19 protein-coding genes are annotated in these 21,867 nt (G+C 63.4%); 15 read left to right on the top strand and 4 right to left on the bottom strand.

The window, feature by feature from the left end:
- Positions 1 to 218 precede the first annotated feature (218 nt).
- From VMA74_RS14110 to VMA74_RS14095, 4 genes are all read left to right on the top strand, one after another.
- Complete coding sequence (locus tag VMA74_RS14110; RefSeq protein ID WP_325368013.1) at positions 219 to 1,676, top strand: glucoamylase family protein; 1,458 nt, start codon at positions 219 to 221, stop codon at positions 1,674 to 1,676.
- 156 nt (positions 1,677 to 1,832) lie between these two features.
- Positions 1,833 to 3,080 (top strand): sugar ABC transporter substrate-binding protein, encoded by a 1,248-nt coding sequence (locus VMA74_RS14105; RefSeq protein ID WP_325368015.1) that lies wholly within the window; start codon positions 1,833 to 1,835, stop codon positions 3,078 to 3,080.
- Positions 3,077 to 3,955: a sugar ABC transporter permease gene (locus tag VMA74_RS14100; protein WP_325368012.1), complete on the top strand. Its 879-nt coding sequence runs from the start codon at positions 3,077 to 3,079 to the stop codon at positions 3,953 to 3,955. Before VMA74_RS14105 ends, VMA74_RS14100 begins: the two co-directional genes overlap by 4 nt.
- Entirely contained in the window at positions 3,952 to 4,773 is an 822-nt protein-coding gene (locus VMA74_RS14095; RefSeq protein WP_325368010.1) for a carbohydrate ABC transporter permease, read from the top strand. Before VMA74_RS14100 ends, VMA74_RS14095 begins: the two co-directional genes overlap by 4 nt.
- 12 nt (positions 4,774 to 4,785) lie before the next feature.
- Here the strand turns inward: VMA74_RS14095 and VMA74_RS14090 are convergent, their stop codons facing one another.
- Positions 4,786 to 5,877: a sn-glycerol-3-phosphate ABC transporter ATP-binding protein UgpC gene (locus VMA74_RS14090; protein WP_325368008.1), complete on the bottom strand. Its 1,092-nt coding sequence runs from the start codon at positions 5,875 to 5,877 to the stop codon at positions 4,786 to 4,788.
- A gap of 95 nt (positions 5,878 to 5,972) precedes the next feature.
- On the opposite strand from VMA74_RS14090, the gene VMA74_RS14085 reads away from it, so the two are divergent.
- Complete coding sequence (locus VMA74_RS14085) at positions 5,973 to 7,319, top strand: GH1 family beta-glucosidase (RefSeq protein WP_325368006.1); 1,347 nt, start codon at positions 5,973 to 5,975, stop codon at positions 7,317 to 7,319.
- Between the two features lie 135 nt (positions 7,320 to 7,454).
- Positions 7,455 to 8,744, top strand: a complete 1,290-nt coding sequence (locus VMA74_RS14080) for a DUF5690 family protein (protein WP_325368004.1) — start codon at positions 7,455 to 7,457, stop codon at positions 8,742 to 8,744.
- A gap of 25 nt (positions 8,745 to 8,769) precedes the next feature.
- Here the strand turns inward: VMA74_RS14080 and phnN are convergent, their stop codons facing one another.
- Genes phnN through phnF form a run of 3 tightly spaced genes read right to left on the bottom strand, consistent with a single transcriptional unit; the run spans position 8,770 to position 10,729 of the window.
- Positions 8,770 to 9,345 carry a phosphonate metabolism protein/1,5-bisphosphokinase (PRPP-forming) PhnN gene (phnN, locus tag VMA74_RS14075; RefSeq protein WP_325368002.1) on the bottom strand — a complete coding sequence of 192 codons (576 nt, stop codon included), beginning with the start codon at positions 9,343 to 9,345 and terminating at the stop codon, positions 8,770 to 8,772.
- Positions 9,342 to 9,998: a DUF1045 domain-containing protein gene (locus VMA74_RS14070; protein WP_325368001.1), complete on the bottom strand. Its 657-nt coding sequence runs from the start codon at positions 9,996 to 9,998 to the stop codon at positions 9,342 to 9,344. The genes phnN and VMA74_RS14070 overlap by 4 nt, the downstream gene beginning before the upstream one ends.
- Positions 9,998 to 10,729 (bottom strand): phosphonate metabolism transcriptional regulator PhnF, encoded by a 732-nt coding sequence (gene phnF, locus VMA74_RS14065; protein WP_325367999.1) that lies wholly within the window; start codon positions 10,727 to 10,729, stop codon positions 9,998 to 10,000. The genes VMA74_RS14070 and phnF overlap by 1 nt, the downstream gene beginning before the upstream one ends.
- Before the next feature lie 135 nt (positions 10,730 to 10,864).
- Between phnF and phnG the strand changes: the two genes are divergently transcribed.
- The 9 genes from phnG (at position 10,865) to VMA74_RS14020 (ending at position 21,652) form a co-directional block, all read left to right on the top strand.
- On the top strand, positions 10,865 to 11,311 hold the full coding sequence (gene phnG, locus VMA74_RS14060) for a phosphonate C-P lyase system protein PhnG (protein ID WP_325367997.1): 447 nt from the start codon (positions 10,865 to 10,867) through the stop codon (positions 11,309 to 11,311).
- The gene (gene phnH / locus VMA74_RS14055) at positions 11,308 to 11,886 is read left to right on the top strand and encodes a phosphonate C-P lyase system protein PhnH (protein ID WP_325367995.1); all 579 of its coding nucleotides are present in this window, start codon (positions 11,308 to 11,310) and stop codon (positions 11,884 to 11,886) included. The genes phnG and phnH overlap by 4 nt, the downstream gene beginning before the upstream one ends.
- Entirely contained in the window at positions 11,887 to 12,990 is a 1,104-nt protein-coding gene (locus VMA74_RS14050; RefSeq protein WP_325367993.1) for a carbon-phosphorus lyase complex subunit PhnI, read from the top strand.
- Complete coding sequence (locus tag VMA74_RS14045) at positions 12,987 to 13,826, top strand: alpha-D-ribose 1-methylphosphonate 5-phosphate C-P-lyase PhnJ (protein ID WP_325367991.1); 840 nt, start codon at positions 12,987 to 12,989, stop codon at positions 13,824 to 13,826. Before VMA74_RS14050 ends, VMA74_RS14045 begins: the two co-directional genes overlap by 4 nt.
- Entirely contained in the window at positions 13,823 to 14,593 is a 771-nt protein-coding gene (phnK, locus tag VMA74_RS14040; protein WP_325367989.1) for a phosphonate C-P lyase system protein PhnK, read from the top strand. The genes VMA74_RS14045 and phnK overlap by 4 nt, the downstream gene beginning before the upstream one ends.
- Positions 14,590 to 15,297, top strand: a complete 708-nt coding sequence (gene phnL / locus VMA74_RS14035) for a phosphonate C-P lyase system protein PhnL (RefSeq protein WP_325367987.1) — start codon at positions 14,590 to 14,592, stop codon at positions 15,295 to 15,297. The genes phnK and phnL overlap by 4 nt, the downstream gene beginning before the upstream one ends.
- A 45-nt stretch (positions 15,298 to 15,342) precedes the next feature.
- Positions 15,343 to 16,491 carry an alpha-D-ribose 1-methylphosphonate 5-triphosphate diphosphatase gene (locus tag VMA74_RS14030; protein WP_325367985.1) on the top strand — a complete coding sequence of 383 codons (1,149 nt, stop codon included), beginning with the start codon at positions 15,343 to 15,345 and terminating at the stop codon, positions 16,489 to 16,491.
- Between the two features lie 396 nt (positions 16,492 to 16,887).
- Positions 16,888 to 19,533, top strand: coding sequence for a TonB-dependent receptor (locus VMA74_RS14025; protein ID WP_325367983.1), 2,646 nt, complete (start codon positions 16,888 to 16,890; stop codon positions 19,531 to 19,533).
- Between the two features lie 79 nt (positions 19,534 to 19,612).
- Positions 19,613 to 21,652 (top strand): sulfotransferase, encoded by a 2,040-nt coding sequence (locus VMA74_RS14020; protein ID WP_325367981.1) that lies wholly within the window; start codon positions 19,613 to 19,615, stop codon positions 21,650 to 21,652.
- Positions 21,653 to 21,867: the final 215 nt, after the last annotated feature.

The raw sequence follows: 21,867 nt of genomic DNA, 5'->3' as shown, positions 1-21,867 counted from the left end.
TACGGCGCCAATGGCGTGCTCGGCAAGCCATTGGCTGCCTACAACCCCACCGGAAACATCCTCGGCACGCCGCGTGAGCTCAAGCTGACGTTAGGCATAAAGTTCTAGCTCTTGCCCACCAAGGACGGTCTGCGGCGGATTCCGGCATGGTTTACCCTCTCCTTGCCGGGATTCACCCACTTTTTCTGCGCGGAATATTTGATTTAAAGTCTCTCGCCATGACATCACCATTCGTTCGCAAGACTGCGCTGAAGGCTCTGCTTGCTGTATGGGTGTTATGTGGCGGTGCCGTGCCGCCAGCGTCGGCGCAAACGGCCAGGTACGACTACCGGCATCTTCCCAAAGCGCAGCAGGCCATGGTGGCCGATCTGGAGCAGCGCACGTTTCAATGGTTCTGGGATAGCGCCAATCCAGCCAACGGGCTGATACCGGACCACTATCCTGGGCCTTCCTTCTCCAGCATTGCGTCCGTCGGGTTTGGCCTGACCGCCTATGGCATCGGCGTGGAGCGTGGCTACATAACGCGCGAGCAGGCCGTCGATCGCACGCTGACCACGTTACGCTTCTTCGCCAACGCGCCGCAAAACGGCAGCGAGGACGATGCCTCCGGCTATCACGGGTTTTTCTACCACTTCCTCGACATGCGTACCGGCAAGCGCTTTACGCGCGCGATCGAACTGTCGAGCGTGGATACCACCCTGCTATTGGGCGGCGTGTTGTTTGCGCAGTCGTATTACGATCGCGATACGCCCAAGGAAAAAGAAATCCGTACACTGGCGGATGGTATTTACCGCCGCGTCGACTGGACCTGGATGCAACCCCGCGCGCCACTGATCAGCATGGGCTGGACGCCGGGCGGCAAGTTCATCGATTCGGACTGGAAGGGCTACGACGAAGGCAAGCTGATCTACATCCTTGCGCTGGGTTCGCCCACGCATGCGATTTCCGACCAGGCCTGGGCAGCGTGGGCCAGCACGTATCCCAGGCAATGGGGCATGTTCTACGGGCAGACTTTTCTCAACTTCGCGCCGCTGTTCGGCCATCAATACAGTGAAGCCTGGGTGGACTTCCGCGGCATTCGCGATGCATGGGGCCGCACGCACGGCCTGGATTATGTTGAAAACGGCCGCCGCGCAACCTACGCGCAGCGCGCCTATGCCATTGCCAATCCAGGACACTGGAAGGATTACGGCGCAAACATCTGGGGCTTGACGGCCTGCGACGGTCCTGGCGACCTCAAAATGAAAACCAGTGACGGCGCCACGCGCGAATTTTTCAGCTATTCCGCACGCGGTGCCGGACTCGACTACATCAGGGACGACGGCACCATCGCGCCCACGGCGGCCGCGGGCTCCATTGCCTTTGCGCCGGAAATCGCAGTTCCCGCGCTGCAAGCGATGAAAGAGCGCTACGGCGACAACGTCTACGACAAGTATGGTTTTGTCGACGCCTTCAACCCCAGTTTCGACGGCGCGGTGACGACGGAGGCGGGGCGCTATATCGTCAACGGCTGGTTCGATACCAAGCAACTGGGCATCGACCAGGGGCCAATCGTGTTGATGATCGAGAACTGGCGCAGTGGTTTCGTGTGGAAGGTGATGCGCAGGAATCCGTATATCCGCAAGGGCTTGTTGCGAGCAGGTTTTACCGGGGGATGGCTGGGCCAGCAACACTAGGTCGCACGTGTTTCGCCACTTGGAGGGAACGTGAAAGAACTTGCCTTGCCTTCGTCGCCGGGCTCCCGTGTCTTGGCAAGCCAAAGTCGCTGGGCCCCGGCTTTCGCCGGGGCGACGAGGGTGAGCGCTGCGCTTTGCTGCGTGATTTCCCTGGCGATGGCTATTTGCCTCACTGCCTGTTCATCCCAGACGGACTCCCACACGCTCACCTTCTGGACCATCGGCCGCGAAGGCGAAGCCATCACCCAACTGCTGCCCGCATTCGAGCGTGAAAATCCCGGTATCCACGTCGTGCTGCAGCAGCTGCCGTTGAGCGCCGCGCATCAAAAACTGCTGACGGCTTTCGCCGGCGACTCCACGCCGGACATGACCCAACTGGGTAATACCTGGCTGCCGGAACTGGCCGCATTGGGTGCGCTCGAACCGCTGCAGACGCGCGTCGCGCATTCGTCAGTCGTGCACCCCGACGATTACTTTTCCAGCATCTGGTCCACCAATGTCTACGATGGCGTGCTCTACGGCATACCCTGGTACGTCGACACGCGCCTGCTGTTCTATCGCAGCGACCTTTTGAAAGCCGCCGGCTTCGACGCGCCGCCGCGCGATTGGACCCAATGGCGGCGCATGCTTGCCGCGCTGAGCCATCCGGAGCGCGGCGTCTACGGCATCCTGCTGCCGACCAACGAATACGAACAGTTGATGTCACTGGCCTTGCAGCAGCCCGATCCTTTGCTGCGCGACGGTGGGCGCTATGGCAATTTTGAAAGCGCGGGCTTCAAGCGCGCCCTGACGTTCTACGTCGACACGTTTCGTCTGCATCAGGCACCGCCGATCACCAATATCGAGGCCGGCAACCCGTGGGAGGAATTCGGGCGCGGTGTGTATAGCTTCTATTTTTCAGGACCCTGGAACATCGGCGAGTTTCGCAAGCGCCTGCCCGCCGCAGAGCAGGCGGACTGGAACACGGCGCCGCTACCGGGGCCGGAGGGCCCTGGCGCATCGGTGGCGGGCGGTTCCAGCCTGGTGATCTTCCGCAAGGCCAAAAACAAACAAGCTGCCTGGAAACTGATCGAATATCTGTCGCGCCCGGATGTGCAAGGCCGCTTTTACGACCTGCTCGGCGACATGCCGCCGCGTCGGCGTTCGTGGAACCAAGGCGGCCTGCGCAACGATCCAAAAATCCAGGCGTTTCGCGAGCAACTGGAGCGCTTGAAGCCTACGCCGCCCGTACCCGAATGGGAGCAGATCGCCAACGAAATGCAGCTCGTGGCGGCGCAAGCCGTGGCGGGCGATCTCACCATCGACCAGGCTGCCGCCGACATCGACCGGCGCGCCGATCGCATCCTGGAAAAGCGGCGATGGATGCTCGATCACGCCCGCCACGCAGCGAGTGAGGCCCTATGAACCGCCAGCATGCGGCCTGGTTGCTGCTTGCCCCTGCCGCCATCGTGCTCGGCGTGTTCTTTCTGCTGCCGGTGGCAGGTGCGTTCGCTTTGAGTCTCACCGATTACGACCTGTACGCACTGGCCGATATCCACAATTTGCGTTTCGTCGCGTTGAACAACTATTGGGCGTTGCTGCATCGCCCGCTGTTCTGGTCGGCGCTGGGGCATACGGTCTATTTCGTGGCGGTGGGGGTGCCGCTGTCGATGCTGGTTTCCCTATGCGCGGCCTTGCTGCTGCATTCGCCGTTGGCGCGCTGCAAACCGTTGTTCCGCACGGCCCTGTTCGCGCCGGTGGTGACGACGGTGGTGGCGGTAGCGGTGGTGTGGCGCTATCTGTTCAACACCAAGTACGGCCTGGTGAACGAGGTGCTGGGCAGCGCCGGCATCCATCCGGTCGACTGGCTGGGCGATCCGCATTGGGCGATGCCGGCCATCATCCTGTTCGCGGTGTGGAAAAACTTCGGCTACAACATGATCATCTTGCTGGCCGGATTGCAGGCGATCCCGGCCGAGCTACACGAAGCGGCACGTATCGACGGTGCCTCGACCTGGCGGCAGTTCCGCCACATCACGCTGCCGATGCTCGCGCCGACGCTGTTGATGGTCGGCATTCTTACCGTCTGCGGTTATTTCCAGCTGTTCGCGGAGCCCTACGTGATCACCGAAGGCGGTCCGCTGCAAAGCACGGTCAGCGTGCTGTATCTGATGTACGACGAAGGCTTCAAGTGGTGGAACCTGGGCGCCGCTTCGGCGATTGCCTTCCTGTTGTTCGCGATCATGTTCGCGGTGTCGGAGTTGATGCTGCGCGTTGGAGGAAAGGAGGCCGGTACATGACGCCGCGCTTGGCCAAGGCGTTGATCAACGGCCTGCTCATCGGCGGCGCCCTCGTCGCGCTGTTTCCCATGCTGTGGATGGTGTCCGTCTCGCTGATGCAGCCGGGCGAAGCCAGCAACTTGCCGCCGCCGCTGCTGCCCGCGCAGGCTACGCTGCATAACTATCGGGAATTGTTCCTGCGCGCAGGCATGGGCCGTTATTGGCTCAACAGCTTGCTGGTATCCACCGCCATTACCGTTCTTTCGCTCGCGTTCAACCTGATGGCCGGCTATGCGTTCGCCAAGCTGCGCTTTGCCGGACGCGATGCGTTATTCAAAGGCGTGGTCGGCATGCTGGCCATTCCTGCACAGGTGGCGATGTTGCCTTTGTTCCTGCTGTTGAAGCCCATCGGGCTGGTGAACCATTACGGCGGCGTGATCGTGCCGGCCATGGCAAGCGCGTTCGGTATCTTCCTGGTGCGCCAGTATGCGCGCGGCATTCCCGACGAACTGCTGGAAGCGGCGCGCATCGACGGGGCAGGGGAGCTGCGCATCTTCGTGCGCGTCGTCTTGCCGTTGCTGAAGCCGATCATGGTGACGCTGTCGATCTACACCTTCCTCACCGCTTGGAACGACTTCATGTGGCCGCTGATCGTGCTGACCGGGCAGGAACACTACACGCTGCCGCTCGGTCTCGCTTCACTGGCGCGCGAACATGCCACGGATACCGAGCTGATGATGGCCGGTTCGGTGGTCACCGTGGTGCCGGTGCTGCTGCTGTTCCTGGCCTTGCAGCGCTATTACCTGGAGGGGCTGCTGCTGGGCAGCGTCAAAGGCTGAATGCGCACCGCCCTATCCAATCCGCAGGCCGCTGTCGGCATCAAAAAAATGCAGGCGTTGCGTATCCAGGCCCATCGGCAAGCTGCTGCACGATGCAGGCAACTGTTGCGGCGGCACGCGCGAAACGATCGCCTGCTCGCCGAAGCGCAGGTTGAGGAACACCTCGTTGCCCACCGGCTCGATCACTTCCAGCTGTGCTTCGAACACACTTGCCTGCGGCGTTGCGGGTTGCAGATGTTCCGGGCGCACGCCGAGCACGATGGCGCGATCCTGCCATGGCGCCAGCGCAGCCGCCTGCGTCGGCAAGTCGCCCAGCGGCAACACGGCGTGCGGCATCACCAACTGCCACCCCGCCTGACGCTGCAACGTGCCGCGCAGCAGGTTCATCGCAGGCGAGCCTACAAAGCCGGCCACGAACAGATTGGCCGGTTTCTCATACAGCCGCATCGGCGTGTCGATCTGTTGAACCCTGCCGCCATCCAGCACCACGATGCGCTCGCCCAGCGTCATCGCTTCCACCTGATCGTGCGTGACGTAGATGGTGGTGGTGCCCAGGCGCCGATGCAGCCGCGCGATCTCCACGCGCATCGTCAGGCGCAGCCTGGCGTCGAGGTTGGACAGCGGCTCGTCCAGCAGAAATACCTTCGGCTCGCGCACCAGCGCACGCCCCAGCGCCACGCGCTGGCGCTGGCCGCCGGACAAGGCAGCCGGCTTCGCATCCAGGCGCTGCGCCAGCTCAAGCAATTGCGCCGCTTCGCTCACGCGCCGCGCGATCTCCGCCTTGGGCATGCCGCGCAGTTGCAGTCCAAAGCCGAGATTTTCCGCGACCGTCATATGCGGATACAGCGCGTAGTTCTGGAACACCATCGCGATGTCGCGATCCTTCGGCGCCACCTCGTTGACCACGCGGCCGTCGATGCGCAAGGTACCGGAAGAGATCGATTCCAGCCCGGCAATCATCCTCAGCAGCGTGGTCTTGCCACAGCCCGAAGGGCCCACCAGCACCAGCAATTCGCCATCGGCGATATCGAAGCTGGCAGCGTCGACGCCGACATGGCCGTTGGGATAGACCTTGCGCACCTGCTCAAGACTGACCGTCGCCATCGAAATGCATTGCCCCATTGGCCTGCAGCGTTGGGCTATTCTCCCAGCGTAATCGATTACATCAAGCCGCGTTGCGGCATGGAGAGTTTCGCATCATGAGCCGCTACCGTTTCCCGGACGGTTTTATTTGGGGCGCAGCCACCTCGGCCTACCAGATCGAAGGCTCGCCCTTGGCCGATGGTGCGGGCCCAAGCATCTGGCAGCGCTTTGCGCATACGCCCGGCATGATGGCTAACGGCGATCATGGCGACACCGCTTGCGACCATTACCGCCGCTATAAGGAGGACGTGCAGTTGATGCGGGCGCTCGGCCTGCACAGCTACCGCTTCAGCGTGGCATGGGCGCGCGTGCTGCCGGAAGGCACCGGTCGGGTGAACCAGAAAGGACTGGATTTCTACTCCCGCCTGGTCGATGAGTTGCTCCAGCATGGCATCCAGCCCAACGTCACGCTGTTCCACTGGGATTTGCCGGCGGCGCTCGACGACCGTGGCGGATGGTTGAACCGCGATAGCGCGCACTGGTTTGCCGACTACGCCAGTGTGGTGTTCAAGGCCTTGGATGGCCGGGTACAGCGCTGGTCCACCATCAACGAGCCGTGGGTGGTGACCGATGGCGGCTATCTGCATGGCGTGCTTGCGCCTGGACATCGCAGCAAATACGAAGCGCCCATCGCTGCGCATAACCTGATGCGCGCCAGCGGCGCGGGGATCCAGGCGTATCGCGCAGTGGGACGGCACGAGATCGGCGTGGTGTTCAATATCGAGCCGAAGTACCCGGCTTCGCAGCGGCCGGATGACGAAGCCGCAGCGCAGCGTGCGCATGCCTACATGAACGAGCAGTTCGCCGATCCGGCCTTGCTCGGTTCGTATCCGCCGGCGTTGAAGGACATTTTTGGCGACGCCTGGCCCGATTTTCCCGCCGATGATTTCCAGCTCACGCGGCAACCGGTCGACTTCGTAGGCATCAACTACTACACACGCTCCGTGGTGAAGCATGACGAGCAGGGCTACCCATGCCGGGCCTCGCGCGTGCGGCAGCACCATGCCACGCATACCGAAACCGGTTGGGAAGTCTACGAGCAGGGGCTGGCCGATACGCTGATGTGGTTCAAACACCGCTACGGCGATCTGCCGCTGTACGTTACCGAAAACGGCGCAGCTTTCTACGATCCACCGGTAGCGGAAGGCGAGGTGGTAGAGGATCCATTGCGCGTGGCCTATCTGCGCAAGCATTTGCGCACGCTGCACCAATGCATCGAAGACGGCATCAACCTCAAAGGCTATTACGCGTGGTCGCTGCTGGATAACCTGGAATGGTCGCTGGGCTTCGCCAAGCGGTTCGGCCTGTATCACGTGGATTACGCCAGCCTGACGCGCACGCCCAAGGCGTCGGCGAAATTTTATGCGAAGGTGATCGAAACCAACGGCACGGCGCTGGCGTAGGCTGGCACGCGCTCCAGGCGTCCACGTCAAGCCCCCTGTGCCGACGGCCTTCGGCAGCTAGCAACCGCCATGCGACTGTAACCTCTGCCCTTCATCCTGCCTGACATGGTTGTGGCCACCAGTTGGGTAGGTGTCGTGTCGTATCTATCGCGTATCCGCCATCCGATGGCGATCAACCTGCTGGCCGGCAGCGCTGCGTTCCTGGCCTATGCATCGATGTATGCCTTCCGCAAACCGTTCACGGCGGCCTCGTTCGAAGGCCTGCATCTGGCCGGTATCGATTACAAGGTATGGCTGGTCATCGCGCAGGTGATGGGCTACATGCTGAGCAAGGTGCGCGGCGTTACCTGGATCGCGGAAATCCAGCGCCATCGCCGAGCGCGTACGCTGGCGGGCTTGATCGGGTTTTCGTGGCTGGCCCTGCTCGGTTTCGCGCTGGTACCGGCGCCGTGGAACGTGCCGTTTCTTTTTCTCAACGGCTTGCCGCTGGGCATGGTGTGGGGCGTCATCTTCGGTTACCTGGAAGGGCGCCGCGGCACCGAATTGATGGGCGCGTGCATGTGCGCCAGCTTTATCGTCGGATCGGGCGTGGTGAAAACGGTAGGCGTGTGGCTGATGGAAAGCTGGCACGTGAGCGAATTCTGGATGCCGTTTGCCACCGGTCTTCTGTTCATTCTGCCGCTGTATCTGGGTACCTGGATCCTCGAACACTTGCCCGCCCCCGATGCGGCCGACGTCGCCGCGCGCAGCGCGCGCATGCCGATGGATGCGTCTACGCGCCGCGCTTTTCTCGCACGCTTCCTTGGCGGCATTGTGATGATCGTGATCGCCTACGTCGCGCTCACGGTGACGCGCGATTTCCGCGACAACTTTGCAGTGGAGATCTGGAGCGATCTTGGTCGTGGCGGCGATGCTTCCGTGTTTACCGAGACCGAAGTGCCGATCGCCATCGCCGTCTTGATCATCACCGCATTAACCATGGCCGTGCGCGACAACCTCAAGGCGCTGATGCTCAATCACGTGCTGATTTTCAGCGGCTTTGCCATCGCCGTGCTCAGCACCTGGCTGCATCGCCACGGCATGATCGATCCGTTGGCCTGGGTCGGTTTCAGCGGTTTCGGCCTTTATCTCGCGTACGTGCCGTACAACGCCACCTTCTTCGAGCGCATGCTGGCGACGTTCCGCGTCACCGCCAACGTAGGCTTCGTCATGTACATCGCCGACAGCAGCGGCTACATGGGCAGCGTGTTGGTGATCCTGCTGAAGGAATTCGGCGGCATGCATCTTTCGTGGGCCTCCTTCTACGCCGATACGTTGATGACCCTGTCGAGCATCGGCATGGGCATTACGCTGGTCTCCGCGGTTTACTTCTACGAAAAAGCGCGGCGTTCGAAAGCGCCGCTTGCGGTGCCGGCCGCAGCCTGACGCGGGCTGGGATGCCGTCACAGCCTCAAGCGTCCGCGAGAAAGTCAGAACTTTCACCGGCATGTTCCCGGATGACTTGCAGCAAGCGTGAACCCGCATCCGCAAGACAGCCGTCATTGCGGATCACTACACTGCCATGCGGTATCGGATAGGCGGTTACGCGGGCAATCCGTGCGCCAATGTCTGCTGCCGATTCGCGCCCGCGCGCGGCCAGACGGTTCGCGATCGCCTCGGGGCTGGCGGTAATCAGCACTGGCCGCAGGGCCGGAAACCGTTCGCAGGCCATGCCAAATGCGCCACGCGAGCCGTTGACCAGCACGTCTGCACCGCGCATCAACCAATGCGTCACTTCATTGCCGATACCGTAGCGCAGTCCGTGCGCCTGCCAGGTGAGCGCGAACAGCCCGCGTTGCTCGCGTGACTCGAACTCCGTTTCGCTCAGCGCCACGTGATTTTCGCCACCTGCGTGCGCCGGGCGGGTGATGTAGCGATGCGCGCAGACCACGCCGTAAGCGGCGCCATGCTCGCGGACCCAGCCCAGCACACTGTCTTTGCCGGCGCCGGAGGGACCCATCACATAGTACAGATGACCCTTGCTCATGCGCGTGCTCCCGCACCAAGCGACAAGCGTTCGACTTGCTTGAACGGTTGTCCGGGCTCGGTTTCCCGGCAAATCGTCAGCGTATCGATATGTACCGGCGGCAGGCGCGCGGCCTTGGGCGATAACCATGCCTGCAAGGCGCGCTCCTCTTCTTCGCTGGCTGGTGCGCACAACGTCAGGTGGAATCGATAGCGATCCAGCACGTACGGGTAGCCGAATTGGCGAAACAGATCGCGCTCGACCGCATCGAGTTTTCCCGCTCGGCGCTGCCATGCCTCCTCGCTCACCGGCGCACGCAGCGCATTGAGCCGCCGCACGCAGCGTTCGGCCAGCATCCAGGCGGGCGTTTCGTCGCCGGTCGGGCGCAAGGCCAGAAAACCCCCGAGCCGATCCAGATGCAAGGACAGGGCGAACGGCGGCGTGCGTTGGGCGATATCGGCCACGTTTTGGCGCACCTCGTCGTAGCTGGCTCGTTCGGCCAGCGCAAAGGGCGCGCACAGCGTGGCGTGCCAGCCGTAACGGCGCACGTTGGCGGTCAAGGCGCGCAAGCGCTGCGCGGCCACGCCGGGAAGCGCTTGCAGCGACAGCCACTCGCGCCCGAAAGCCTCCAGCGCGCTGCCGGCGGCCGGGCAGAAATACACGGCATAACGCATCAGTGATCCGCCATCAGCACCAGCTGCACCCAATCGCCGGAAAAGCGCGTGATGCCATATTGCACCGGGACGCCGCGCGGATCGGCGTTGATCGATTGCACGTAGAGCACGGGCCGGCTGGTCGGCTGTTTCATCAGGCGGGCCGTCGTCGTATCCGGCAGGCGCGCCGAGACGCGGGTGTGCTTGCGTTCGTAATCGGCGACGCCAAATTCCGCGAGCGTGCGTGTTACCGAATGCAGCCGGCGATACACCGCGGGCAATCCGACAAAGCGTGCGGCAGGAAAATAGGCCGTGCAGTGGCAAACGATGTGGCCATCGGCGCGGTCCAGTGTTTCGATGCGGTAGACGTATTCGTTGCGATCCAGCCCCAGCGCCTGCGCCACCGGCGGCGGCGGCAGCTCGCGCGCGTCTTCCAGATATTCCATGTCCGCTTCGACATTGAGGTTGCGCATGTTCTGCGTGAAGCGCGTACGACGGCTGATCACGTAATCCAGCGTCTGTTCCTGCACAAAGGTGCCGCGGCCCTGCTCGGTACGTACCAGGTTGCGTTGCTCGAGGGCGGCGATGGCGCGGCGCACGGTGTGGCGGTTGACGTTGAAGCGCGCGGCCAGCTCTTGCGCCGACGGCAGCTGCTCGCCCTGGCGCAGCTGGCCCTTGAGGATGTCCGCCGCCAGGATGCCGCTGATCTGGCTCCATAGCGCCACGCCCCGTCCGCGTTCGATTTCGCTCATACCACGTCCTCAACCTGTCTAATCACCGTCATGGGAACGGCACGCTGGCCTGCTGCAATGCCTGGCAACGGGCGCGCCATCCGCGCCCGAACCTGTCTAGATAACTAGATATTTGTGACAAGCCTAGGAATGCGCATGGACACCCCCCCCCACTTGGCGCGCGCGCAATGGATGTCGCTGCTGGCCCAGGCCGATCCGGCCGAACTCGCCGCGGCGATGGATGCGTTTGCACCGCCGCCCGATACGGCCTGGCTGCGCCCGGCCCAGACCGGCTTGTACATGCTGCGTGGCCGGGTGGGCGGTACCGGTCCGCAGTTCAACGTCGGCGAAGTCACCGTGACCCGCTGCAGCGTGCAGGTAGGCGAGCGCATCGGCCACGCGTGGGTGCGCGGCAGCCAGGCGCGCCATGCCGAACTGGCGGCGTTCGCGGATGCGCTGATGCAGGATCCGGCGCAGGCGCCGCGCGTGCGCCAGCAGGTGATCGAGCCGCTGCGCCAGGCGCTCGACCAGCGACGCGAAGCGGCCAGCCGCAAGGCTGCCGCCAGCAAGGTGGAATTCTTTACCGTGGTGCGCGGCGAATGATGCTGGCCGCCTTTGCCGATCCCGTGTTCGACAGCCAGCGCACGTTCCGCGAGCTGCTGCAGGCCATGGCTCGCCCGGCCGCGCCGCGCCGCTTGCCGGTTTTGCCGCCATCGCCCGCGCCGGTGGCGCCGGAAGCGATGGCGATCATGTTGACGCTTTGCGATGCCGCGACGGCAGTGTGGTTGCAGCGCGCCGATGCGCAAACCCTCGACCACCTGCGCTTCCACACCGGCTTGCGGGTGGTCGACCAGCCGCGGCAGGCGGACTTCGCGCTGATCGACGATCCCGCATCGATGCCCGCCTTGGCCGATCACGCCCATGGCGATCCGCGCTATCCCGATCGCTCGGCCAGCCTGATCGTGCAGGTCAAGGGCTTTCGCACCGATCGTGGCCTGCGCTTCGCCGGTCCCGGCATCCCTGACACCGCCACGCTGGGCATCGATGGCCTGCCCGACGATTTCTGGCAGCAGCGTGCCGCACTTTCCGCGCAGCTGCCGCTTGGCCTGGATCTGTATTTCGTCGCCTCTCAACACGTGGTCGCCATGCCGCGCACGACTCGCCTGCTGGAGGCTTGAATGTACGTTGCCGTCAAAGGTGGCGAACAAGCCATCGCACGTTCGCTGGAGTTGCTGGCCGAAGCCCGCCGCGGTGATACGGCCGTGCCGGAACTGGAACTGGCGCAGATTCGCCAGCAACTTCGCCTCGGCGTCGCGCGCGTGATGCAGGAAGGCTCGCTGTACGACGAAGAGCTGGCCGCGCTGGCCATCCGCCAGGCGGCGGGCGACATGCTCGAAGCGATCTTCCTGCTGCGCGCTTACCGCACGACCTTGCCACGCTTCGGCTACACGCGGCCGCTGGACACCTCCGCCATGCGGGTGCGGCGCCGCGTCTCGGGCACCTTCAAGGACATTCCCGGCGGCCAGGTGCTGGGCCCCACCTACGACTACACCCAGCGACTGCTCGACTTCGACGCTGCGCCCGTAAAGCCGGTCACCCCCGCCGACACGCCGCTGCCCGCATGCATGCCGCGCGTACTCGACCTGCTCGATGCCGAAGCCCTGATCGAACGCAGCGAACCCGGCGGCGATCCGGAACCGCTGGATCTCACGCGCGAGCCGCTGAGCTTTCCGGCCGATCGCGCCACGCGCCTGCAAAATCTTGCGCGTGGCGACGAGGGCTTTCTGCTTGGCATGGCCTATTCCACCCAGCGCGGCTATGCGGAAAACCATCCGTTCGCCGGTGAAATCCGCATGGGCGAGGTGGACGTCGTGATATGCCCCGACGAGCTGGGCTTTCCGATCGAAATCGGCGCGATCACGCTTACCGAGTGCCAGATGATCAATCAATTCCATGGCGGCAACGGCACGCCGCCGCAATTCACGCGCGGATACGGCTTGAGCATGGGCGAGGGCGAGCGCAAGGCCATGTCGATGGCGCTGGTCGATCGCGCCCTGCGCTGCGAGGAGCTGGGCGAAGCGAATCATGCCCCGGCGCAGAACCAGGAATTCGTGCTGTCGCATTCGGACAGCGTGGAAGCGTCCGGTTTCGTGCAGCACCTGAAACTGCCGCATTACGTGGATTTCCAGGCGGAACTCTCGCTGTTGCGTACCTTGGCCGCCCAGCACGCCGAGGACACCGAGCAGCCGCCGCGCAGCATTGCGGGAGGAGTGCCGGCATGACACCGCACTACAACTTCGCCTTCCTCGACGAAGACACCAAGCGCATGCTGCGCCGCGCGCTGCTGAAGGCGGTGGCGATTCCCGGCTATCAGGTGCCGTTCGGCAGCCGCGAAATGCCCTTGCCCTACGGCTGGGGTACCGGCGGCATCCAGGTCACGGCCGCCTTGCTCGGGCCTGACGACGTACTGAAGGTGATCGACCAAGGTGCCGACGACACCACCAATGCGGTGAACATCCGCCGCTTTTTCTCGCGCGTAGCCGGAGTGGCAACGACGGAGCACACCGCCGACGCCACCCTGATCCAGACCCGCCACCGCATTCCTGAAACATCGCTGCGGGAAGATCAGATCCTAGTGTTTCAGGTGCCGGAACCCGAGCCGCTGCGCACCCTGGAAGCGCGCGAAGCGGAAACGCGCACCTTGCACGCCCTGGCCGATTACGGATTGATGCATGTGAAGTTGTACGAAGACATCGCGCAGTACGGACATATCGCCACCAGCTACGACTACCCGGTACTGGTCGACGGCCGTTTTCTGACCTCGCCGTCGCCTATCCCGAAGTTCGACAATCCCAAGCTCGACCGCTCGCCGGCATTGATGCTGTTCGGTGCCGGGCGCGAAAAACGCCTCTACGCCATTCCTCCGTACACGCGGGTGGAAAGCCTGGCGTTCGACGATCATCCGTTCGAGCTCCAGCGCTGGGAGCAGCAGTGCGAACTGTGCGGCTCCGGCGAAAGTTATCTGGATGAAGTGGTGGTGGATGATCGCGGTACGCGCATGTTCGTATGCTCCGATACCGATTACTGCCATGGCCGTCGCGCGGAGGCCGCCGCATGAGCGCGTTGCTGCAAGTGCGCCAGCTGAGCCTGCACTATGGACAACGCGTGGGCTGCGAGGACGTGAGCTTCGATCTGCATCCGGGCGAACTGCTGTGCATCGTCGGTGAATCCGGTTCGGGCAAATCCACGCTGCTCAACGCCGTGGCCGCGCAGCTCACGCCTGCTGCCGGCAGTGTGCGCTATCGCCAGCGCAACGGCGAATGGCTGGAGCTTGCCGCGCTCAGCGAAGCGGACCGGCGCCGCCTGGCGCGCGAGGAATGGGGTTTCGTCACCCAGAATCCGCGCGATGGTCTGCGCTTGAACGTGAGCGCGGGCGCCAACGTCGCCGAACGCTTGATGGCGCTGGGCATGCGCCACTACAGCCAACTGCGCCAGCTGGCCAGCCACTGGCTGGAGCGGGTGGAGATCGATCCCTCGCGCATCGACGATGCGCCCACCAGTTTTTCCGGCGGCATGCAGCAACGCCTGCAGATTGCGCGCACGCTGGTCACACAACCGCGCCTGGTGTTCATGGACGAGCCGACCGCCGGTCTGGACGTATCCGTGCAGGCGCGCATTCTCGATCTTTTGCGGCGGCTGGTGAACGAGCTGGGCCTGGCCGCCGTGATGGTGACGCACGATCTTGCCGTAGCGCGTCTGCTGGCCGCGCGCACGATGGTGATGCAGCGCGGCCGCGTGGTCGAAACCGGCCTTACCGATCAGATTCTCGACGACCCGCAACATCCCTACACGCAATTGCTGGTTTCCTCGGTGCTGACCACATGAGCACAACCACCACCCTGATGCTTGAACTGCGCGGCCTCAACAAATCGTTCCAATTGCATCAGCAGCAGGGCGCGCGCCTGGATGTGCTGCGTGGGCTCGACCTGCAGTTGCACGCCGGCGAATGCGTGGTGTTGTCCGGTCCGTCGGGTGCCGGCAAGAGCAGCTTGCTGCGGGTGATCTATGCCAATTACCGGCCCAGTCGCGGCGCCGTACGCGTGCGGCACCAGGATCGCTGGCTGGATCTGGCCAAGGCGACGCCGCATGAGGTGCTGGACGTGCGCCGTCATACGCTGGGTTACGTCAGCCAGTTTCTGCGTGTGATTCCGCGCGTGCCGGCGCTGGATATCGTGGCCGAACCGCTGGTGGAGCTGGGCCTCGACATGCAGCAGGCGCGGCGCCGGGCGGCTTATCTGCTGGATCGCCTGAACGTGCCCGAACGCCTCTGGCAGCTTCCGCCCGGCACATTTTCCGGTGGCGAACAGCAGCGCGTGAACATTGCGCGCGGCCTGATCGTGCCGCGCCCGATCCTGCTGTTGGACGAGCCGACGGCGTCGCTCGATGCCGACAACCGTGCCATCGTGGCTGAACTGCTGGCCGAAGCGCGCGGCGCCGGCTCGGCCGTGCTCGGCATTTTTCACGACGAGGACATGCGCGATCGCGTCGCGACGCGCCTGTTCCCGATGCAAGCACTGGAAGCCGCATGACGTACCGCTGCAACCGTTCGCATACCGCCGACCACCTTCGTTGAGATGACCATGAACGATCTTGTTTTGACCAACGCGCGCATCGTGCTGGATGACGGCATGCTTCACGGCACGCTGATCGCGCGTAACGGCATGATCCGCCTGGTGGAGGACGGTTCGACGCAAGCGCCGGGCGCGATCGATTGCGACGGCGACTACATCATTCCTGGCCTGGTGGAGTTGCATACCGACAACCTGGAAAAACACCTGATGCCGCGCGCCGGGGTGATCTGGCCATCGATTCCCGCCGTGCTGACGCATGATGCGCAAGTGGCCGCCGCCGGCATCACCACCGTATTCGATGCCTTGTCGGTCGGCGACCTGGAAGAAGAAAGCGTGCGCATCGAAACCTTGCGCAGCACTTACGATGCCATCCTGCAAGGGCAGGCGACCGGTGCACTGCGGGCGGACCATTGGATTCACCTGCGCTGCGAGCTGGCTTATCCGCGCCTGATCGAAGCGCTGGAGCCATTGATGAACCACGGCAGCGTGCGGCTGATTTCGCTGATGGACCACACCCCGGGCCAGCGCCAATACCGCGACCTGGCGCAATACCGCAAGTACTACAGCAAGAACCACATGAGCTGGACGGAAGACGAATTTGCCGACGTGGTGACACGCCGTATCGAGCAGCAGGCGCAATACAGCGCGAAACACGAAAACATCGTGCTGGCCATGATGCAGGGCCGCAACATGGTGCTGGCCAGCCACGACGATACGGACACGCAACAGGTGGCGCATGCGCACCGCATCGGCGTGACGATTTCGGAATTTCCCACCACCCAGGAAGCGGCCGATGCCGCGCATGCACGCGGCCTTGCCACTGTCATGGGCGCACCCAATGTCGTTCGTGGCGGCTCGCACTCCGGCAATGTTGCGGCACTGGACCTGGCGCGCACCAATCGGCTGGACATGCTGTCCTCCGACTATGTGCCAGCCAGTCTTTTGCATGGCGCATTCATGCTGCACACCCAGGCCGGCTGGACGATGCCCAAGGCGATGGCGACGGTCAGCCGCAATCCGGCCAAGGCGCTCGGCTTTGATGATCGCGGTTCGCTCAAGGCCGGCCTGCGTGCCGACGTGGTGCGCATGCGCGCCGTGGATGGCCTGCCGATCGTGCGCAACGTGTGGGTGAGCGGCGCGCGCGCGTTCTGATCGTCTTGTTCGGCGCATCCCTAAGGATGCTCTGATTTAATCCATCGCAGGCCGCAGGGGCCCTGAGTGTCCGCATAGCTTCGGTCCATCGTCTCGACAGACCGCCAGTCTGCCTTCGCCGATGGCCCTGTGCTCTGCGAACACTCAGAGCCCCTGCGACCCACGCTGAATTAATCAGAGCATCCCTAAAGGCGTCGATCGCAATTTCGTGCGCACGTCGTTGCGCATGCACCTGTCCGCTTCGCTCGCCGCCGTAACGAAAAGACATAGACAGCCAGCGAACTTGGCTAGACCACGTCATAAGCGTTTCATCGCCGCACTCTAATCTTTCGCGATGGCAGTCTCAGGCCTTTGTGCCGGCGCTTTCCGGCAATAACACCCTTGGGGGATACCACCTTGAAGATCAATCCAATCACCTGCGCGGTGCTGGCCGCGCTCGCGGTGAGTCGTGTGTCCTACGCCGATGACGCGACCCAACCCGCTCCGACTACCCAGCCGGCCGCGGCCAGCCAGCCGGCGCAGCCGAGCAACAACAAAACGGCATCGGCCCAGGCCTCCATGCTCGGCGTGGTGACCGTTACCGCGCAGCGCACGGCCGAAGACATGCAGGACGTGCCGATCACGCTGCAGGCCTTCACCGCCCAGACTTTGCAGCAGCAGAACATCGTGTCGTTCAACGACCTGATCAAATACCTGCCCAACGTCACCTTCGCCGCCAATGGCCCAGGCCAGGGCAACATCTACATGCGTGGCCTGAGCACCGGGTTCCTCGGCAACCAGTCCAGCGCATCGATCGCACCGTTCCCGAACGTGGCGGTTTATCTCGACGACCAGTCGATGCAGTTCCCCGCGCGCAATCTCGACATCTACATGGCCGACATGGAGCGCGTCGAAGTGCTCGAAGGCCCGCAGGGCACGCTGTTTGGCGGCGGCGCCGAAGCGGGTGCGGTGCGCTACATCACCAACAAGCCGGATCTGAGCAAGGCGAGCGGCAACGTGGAAGCCAGCGTAGGCACGACCGCCGGCGGCTCGCCGAACAATTCGGCCAGCGCGGTGCTCAATCTACCGATCATTCCCAACACCTTGGCGGTGCGTGGCGTCATCTACAGTGAACGCCAGGGCGGCTACATCGACAACGTACCGAGCACCTTCACCCGTCGCGCCACGGATGGCGGTGGTGCTGCAGCGCCTTACGTGGCTGCCGGCGTTACGCCAGTGGCCAACAACTATGCCGTGGCCCAGAGCGACTGGAACCCGGTCACCTACCAGGGTGCCCGCCTCTCCGCCGCGTGGCAGATCAACGACAACTGGAATGCGCTGATCACCGAGAGCTACCAGGATCTGGATGCCCAGGGGCAGTCTTCGACGTATCCGGTGGGCTCCGATGGCCAGCCGCTTGGCACCGACCAGATCACCGCGTTCGTGCCGGGCTGGAACAAAGACCATTTCTCCAACTCCGCCTGGACCGTGAACGGCCAGATCGGCGACCTCTCGCTGGTGTACACCGGCGGCTACACCAATCGCCACATCAGCGAACAGCAGGACTACACCAACTACTCGCGCAGCGCGGGCGGCCTGTACTACGCCTGCACCGGCACCTCGGCTGGCTTGTCCAGCGCCGGCAAGCCGGTCTGCTATTCGCCGGTCGGTTACTGGAACGACCATGTCGCCAGCACGCACCAGACGCATGAAATCCGCCTGAGTACGCCGGACGACTATCGCCTGCGCGCCATCGGCGGCCTGTACTACGAAAACTTCAACATCGTCGACCACATGGACTTCAACTACACGACGATCCCGTCGTGTACGCCGGACAACCTCACCACCGCGCTGCTCGGCGGCGCGCCCTGCGTCGCCAATGCGATGTCCTCGCCGGGTGTGCAACTACCCCCCGGCACGGCGTTCGGCGAAGTCGAGCAGCGCGGCTACAAGCAGGAAGCGGTGTTCGGCTCGGTGTCGTACGACATCATCCCGGATGTGCTGACCGTCACCGGCGGCACGCGTTACTACCATTACTCCGAATGGCAGAATGGTACCGAGTTCTACACCACGCCCGCCCAGGTGAACGTGGCCAATGGAACGTACGTGGGCAACGACACGGCGATGAACTACCGCACCACGTATCACGGCTTCAAGAGCCGTGCGAACGTGGAGTACCACATCACGCCGGATGCCATGGTGTACTACACCTTCTCGCAAGGCTTCCGTCCCGGCGGTTTCAACCGCACGACCAGCGGCGTGGCGAAACTTGACGGCCAGGCGCAATACCAGAAACCGATCAGCTACGCGCCCGATACGCTGACCAACAACGAAATCGGCTTCAAGACCACGTTCTTCAACGACCGCCTGCTGCTCAACGGCTCCCTGTACGACATGCGGTGGGACAACGTGCAGATGCAGTTCTTCAACCCGCTGGTGCTGGGCAACACCACCTTTGCGGTCAATGGGCCGAACTACAAGGTGGACGGCCTGGAACTGCAGTGGCATGCGCGGATCACCGATGGCCTGTCGCTGATCGGCTCCGGTTCGCTCAACCATGCCAAGCAGACCAACTCGCCGTGCCTGGTGGACAACATCGCTAAGTCGCCCAACTATCAGCAGTGCATCGTGGAGACCGGTGCCGTCGGCGCGGAAACGGCGTTCGCCAATCCGTTCGGCGTGGTGGGCAGCACGCCGGCCTTCTCGCCGCGCTCGCAGGCCAATATGCGCCTGCGCTACGACTGGACGTTCAACGGCGGCTACAAGGCCTTCTGGCAGGTCGGCGCCAACTACACCGGTTCGATGTACAACCAGCCGGCGACCTATCCCAGTGGCGAGGGCGTGACGAACGTCACCACGGTGGAACTGCGTTACCTGCAGGCCGCCTACACCACCTTCGATGCGTCGATCGGCGTTGCCAAGGATGCCTGGAACGTCGCGCTGTACGGCACCAACCTGGGCAACAGCCACGCGAGTGTGTTCACCTCCTCGGCCCAGTTCATCAAGTCGGAAGTGCCGCTGCGCCCGCGCGTGCTGGGTGTGAAGTTCGGCTACAAGTTCTGATCTACCCGTCTTGCTCCGCTAGGCAGGAAAGTAGAATGGGGTGGGCGCAAGCCCACCCCTTTTTTTTAAGGTCTTATGCATGAGCACCACGGCGACAGAAACCACCCTGGAGCAGGACATCCAGCGTATCCGCGAGCTGCAGAAGCAGGGCCAGCATGCGCAGGCCTTGCAGGCGGCGCAGTCATTGGCCGCGCATGCGCCCGACCATCGCGATGTGCTGCACCTGATCGCCAAAAGCCAGCGCTATCTCGGACAGCTCGACGCGGCGCTGGCGACACTGGGGCGCCTGGAACTGGGCTATCCCCACTTCAGCCGCCTGCATGAGGAACGTGGCCTTTGCTACGTGGCCATGCGCGATGCAGCCCATGCCATCGACGCCTTGTTGCGTGCCGTCAACATCAATCCAGCGTTGCCCTCGAGTTGGCATATGCTCGACGGCTTGTATCGCATGGTGGGCGATACCGCCAACGCGGCGACGGCGGCGTCGCACGTCGCCACGCTCAAGCGCCTGGCGCCTGAAGTCGTCCAGGTCACCAGCCTGTTCTCGGATGGTGATCTTGAGCCGGCGGAACACCTCATCCGTGCGTATTTGCTGCGCGTGGGCAACGATGTCGAAGCCATGCGTCTGCTCGCGCGCATCGGCTTGGCGCGCGATGTGCTCGACGACGCCGAAATCCTGCTGGAGGCCGTGCTCAAGATCGCACCGGATTATCGCGCGGCACGTTACGACTACGCATGCGTGCTGTTCGAGCGGCACTTGTACCCGCGCGCCTGCGAAGAGATCGAAAAGCTGCTCGCCGTCGATCCCGCGCATCTCGACTATCGCACGCTCTACGCCAGCGCGAGCGTTGGCCTGGGCGAACACGAGCGCGCGATCACGCTGTATCGGCAACTGCTGCGCGAGCTGCCCGCTGCGGCAGACCTGCATCTGTCGCTGGCCCATTCGCTGAAGACCCAAGGCCGCCAGGCCGAAGCGATCGATGCCTATCGCGCGGCGACCTCGGCACGTCCCCATTTTGGCGATGCCTATTGGAGTTTGGCCAACCTAAAGACCTACCGCTTTTCCGACGATGAAATCGCATGCATGCGCGTGGAGGAGGCGGCGCCGGAGACGCCGCTGGTCGATCGCTACCATCTCTGTTTTGCGCTCGGCAAGGCGCTGGAAGACCGCGGCGACTACGCCGCATCGTGGCGCCATTACGAACAGGGCAATGCGCTCAAGCGCTCCGAAAGTCGCTACCGCCCGGAGATCATCGAAACCAATACACGCAAGCAGATCGAAGTGTGTACGCGCCAGTTCCTGGCCAGCCGCGCGGGCGCGGGCGATCCAAGCCCCGATCCCATTTTCATCGTCGGCCTGCCGCGCGCCGGTTCCACCTTGATCGAGCAGATCCTCGCCTCGCATTCGCAGGTCGAAGGCACGCAGGAGCTGGCCGACATTCCTCGCATCGTGCTCGACCTGCAAGGGCGCGATCCGAATCTGGACGACCCGCGCTATCCCGGCGTGCTTGCGGGGATGCAGCCGGAAGACTTTCGCAAGCTCGGCGAAAAATACCTGCACGACACGCACATCTACCGCAGCGGCAAGCCGTTCTTCATCGACAAGATGCCGAACAATTTCCGGCACCTGGGCCTGATCCACCTGATGTTGCCGAACGCGAAGATCATCGACGCACGGCGCGAACCCATGGCCTGCTGCTTCAGCAACTTCAAGCAGCTTTTTGCCACCGGCCAGGAGTTCACCTATAGCATCGAGGACATCGCGCGTTACTACCGCACCTATCTCGACCTGATGCAGCACTGGGACGAGGTGCTGCCGGGCCGCGTGCTACGCGTCTATCACGAAGACGTGGTCGAGGATCTCGAAGGCAACGTACGCCGCATCCTCGATTTCTGCCGCCTGCCATTCGAAGCGAGCTGCCTGGCGTTCCACCAGACCGAGCGCAGCGTGCGCACGGCCAGTTCCGAACAGGTGCGCCGGCCGATCTTCCGCGATGGCCTCGACCAGTGGACGAAGTACGCGGCGTACCTTGGCCCGCTCAAGGAGATGCTGGGGGATGCGCTGGAGCGCTATCGCGTGGAGCCGGCGCACCCGTCGTGCCCGCGAAGCGGCCATTGATTGCATCGCACAGGACAACTCTTTCGCATCAAACGGCTCTTTGGGCGCGTTGGAACGAACTTCTGGCATTCCTAAGTCATGGAAAGCTGGGATTTCATTCCACCCTACCACTACACCGCTGCTCGTCTAACAGCATGACAAGTTGGTACAACTTGATACTAGCCAAGATGCGCTCCCTCCCCTGCGAAGTAGGGGAGGGCTGGGGTGGGGTTGCC

Source organism: Dyella sp. (genome assembly GCF_035508675.1).
Taxonomy (GTDB): domain Bacteria; phylum Pseudomonadota; class Gammaproteobacteria; order Xanthomonadales; family Rhodanobacteraceae; genus Dyella_B.
The sequence above is the reverse complement of the archived record's forward strand: the minus strand, read 5'-3'. Positions and strand labels throughout refer to the sequence as shown.

Excerpts from the sequence above, each read along its gene's own strand:
- VMA74_RS14110 (WP_325368013.1), top strand. The coding sequence starts at position 219 with ATGACATCACCATTCGTTCGCAAGACTGCGCTGAAGGCTCTGCTTGCT.
- VMA74_RS14105 (WP_325368015.1), top strand. The coding sequence starts at position 1,833 with ATGGCTATTTGCCTCACTGCCTGTTCATCCCAGACGGACTCCCACACG.
- VMA74_RS14100 (WP_325368012.1), top strand. The coding sequence starts at position 3,077 with ATGAACCGCCAGCATGCGGCCTGGTTGCTGCTTGCCCCTGCCGCCATC.
- VMA74_RS14095 (WP_325368010.1), top strand. The coding sequence starts at position 3,952 with ATGACGCCGCGCTTGGCCAAGGCGTTGATCAACGGCCTGCTCATCGGC.
- VMA74_RS14090 (WP_325368008.1), bottom strand. The coding sequence starts at position 5,877 with ATGGCGACGGTCAGTCTTGAGCAGGTGCGCAAGGTCTATCCCAACGGC.
- VMA74_RS14085 (WP_325368006.1), top strand. The coding sequence starts at position 5,973 with ATGAGCCGCTACCGTTTCCCGGACGGTTTTATTTGGGGCGCAGCCACC.
- phnN (WP_325368002.1), bottom strand. The coding sequence starts at position 9,345 with ATGAGCAAGGGTCATCTGTACTATGTGATGGGTCCCTCCGGCGCCGGC.
- VMA74_RS14070 (WP_325368001.1), bottom strand. The coding sequence starts at position 9,998 with ATGCGTTATGCCGTGTATTTCTGCCCGGCCGCCGGCAGCGCGCTGGAG.
- phnF (WP_325367999.1), bottom strand. The coding sequence starts at position 10,729 with ATGAGCGAAATCGAACGCGGACGGGGCGTGGCGCTATGGAGCCAGATC.
- phnG (WP_325367997.1), top strand. The coding sequence starts at position 10,865 with ATGGACACCCCCCCCCACTTGGCGCGCGCGCAATGGATGTCGCTGCTG.
- phnH (WP_325367995.1), top strand. The coding sequence starts at position 11,308 with ATGATGCTGGCCGCCTTTGCCGATCCCGTGTTCGACAGCCAGCGCACG.
- VMA74_RS14050 (WP_325367993.1), top strand. The coding sequence starts at position 11,887 with ATGTACGTTGCCGTCAAAGGTGGCGAACAAGCCATCGCACGTTCGCTG.
- VMA74_RS14045 (WP_325367991.1), top strand. The coding sequence starts at position 12,987 with ATGACACCGCACTACAACTTCGCCTTCCTCGACGAAGACACCAAGCGC.
- phnK (WP_325367989.1), top strand. The coding sequence starts at position 13,823 with ATGAGCGCGTTGCTGCAAGTGCGCCAGCTGAGCCTGCACTATGGACAA.
- phnL (WP_325367987.1), top strand. The coding sequence starts at position 14,590 with ATGAGCACAACCACCACCCTGATGCTTGAACTGCGCGGCCTCAACAAA.
- VMA74_RS14030 (WP_325367985.1), top strand. The coding sequence starts at position 15,343 with ATGACCATGAACGATCTTGTTTTGACCAACGCGCGCATCGTGCTGGAT.
- VMA74_RS14020 (WP_325367981.1), top strand. The coding sequence starts at position 19,613 with ATGAGCACCACGGCGACAGAAACCACCCTGGAGCAGGACATCCAGCGT.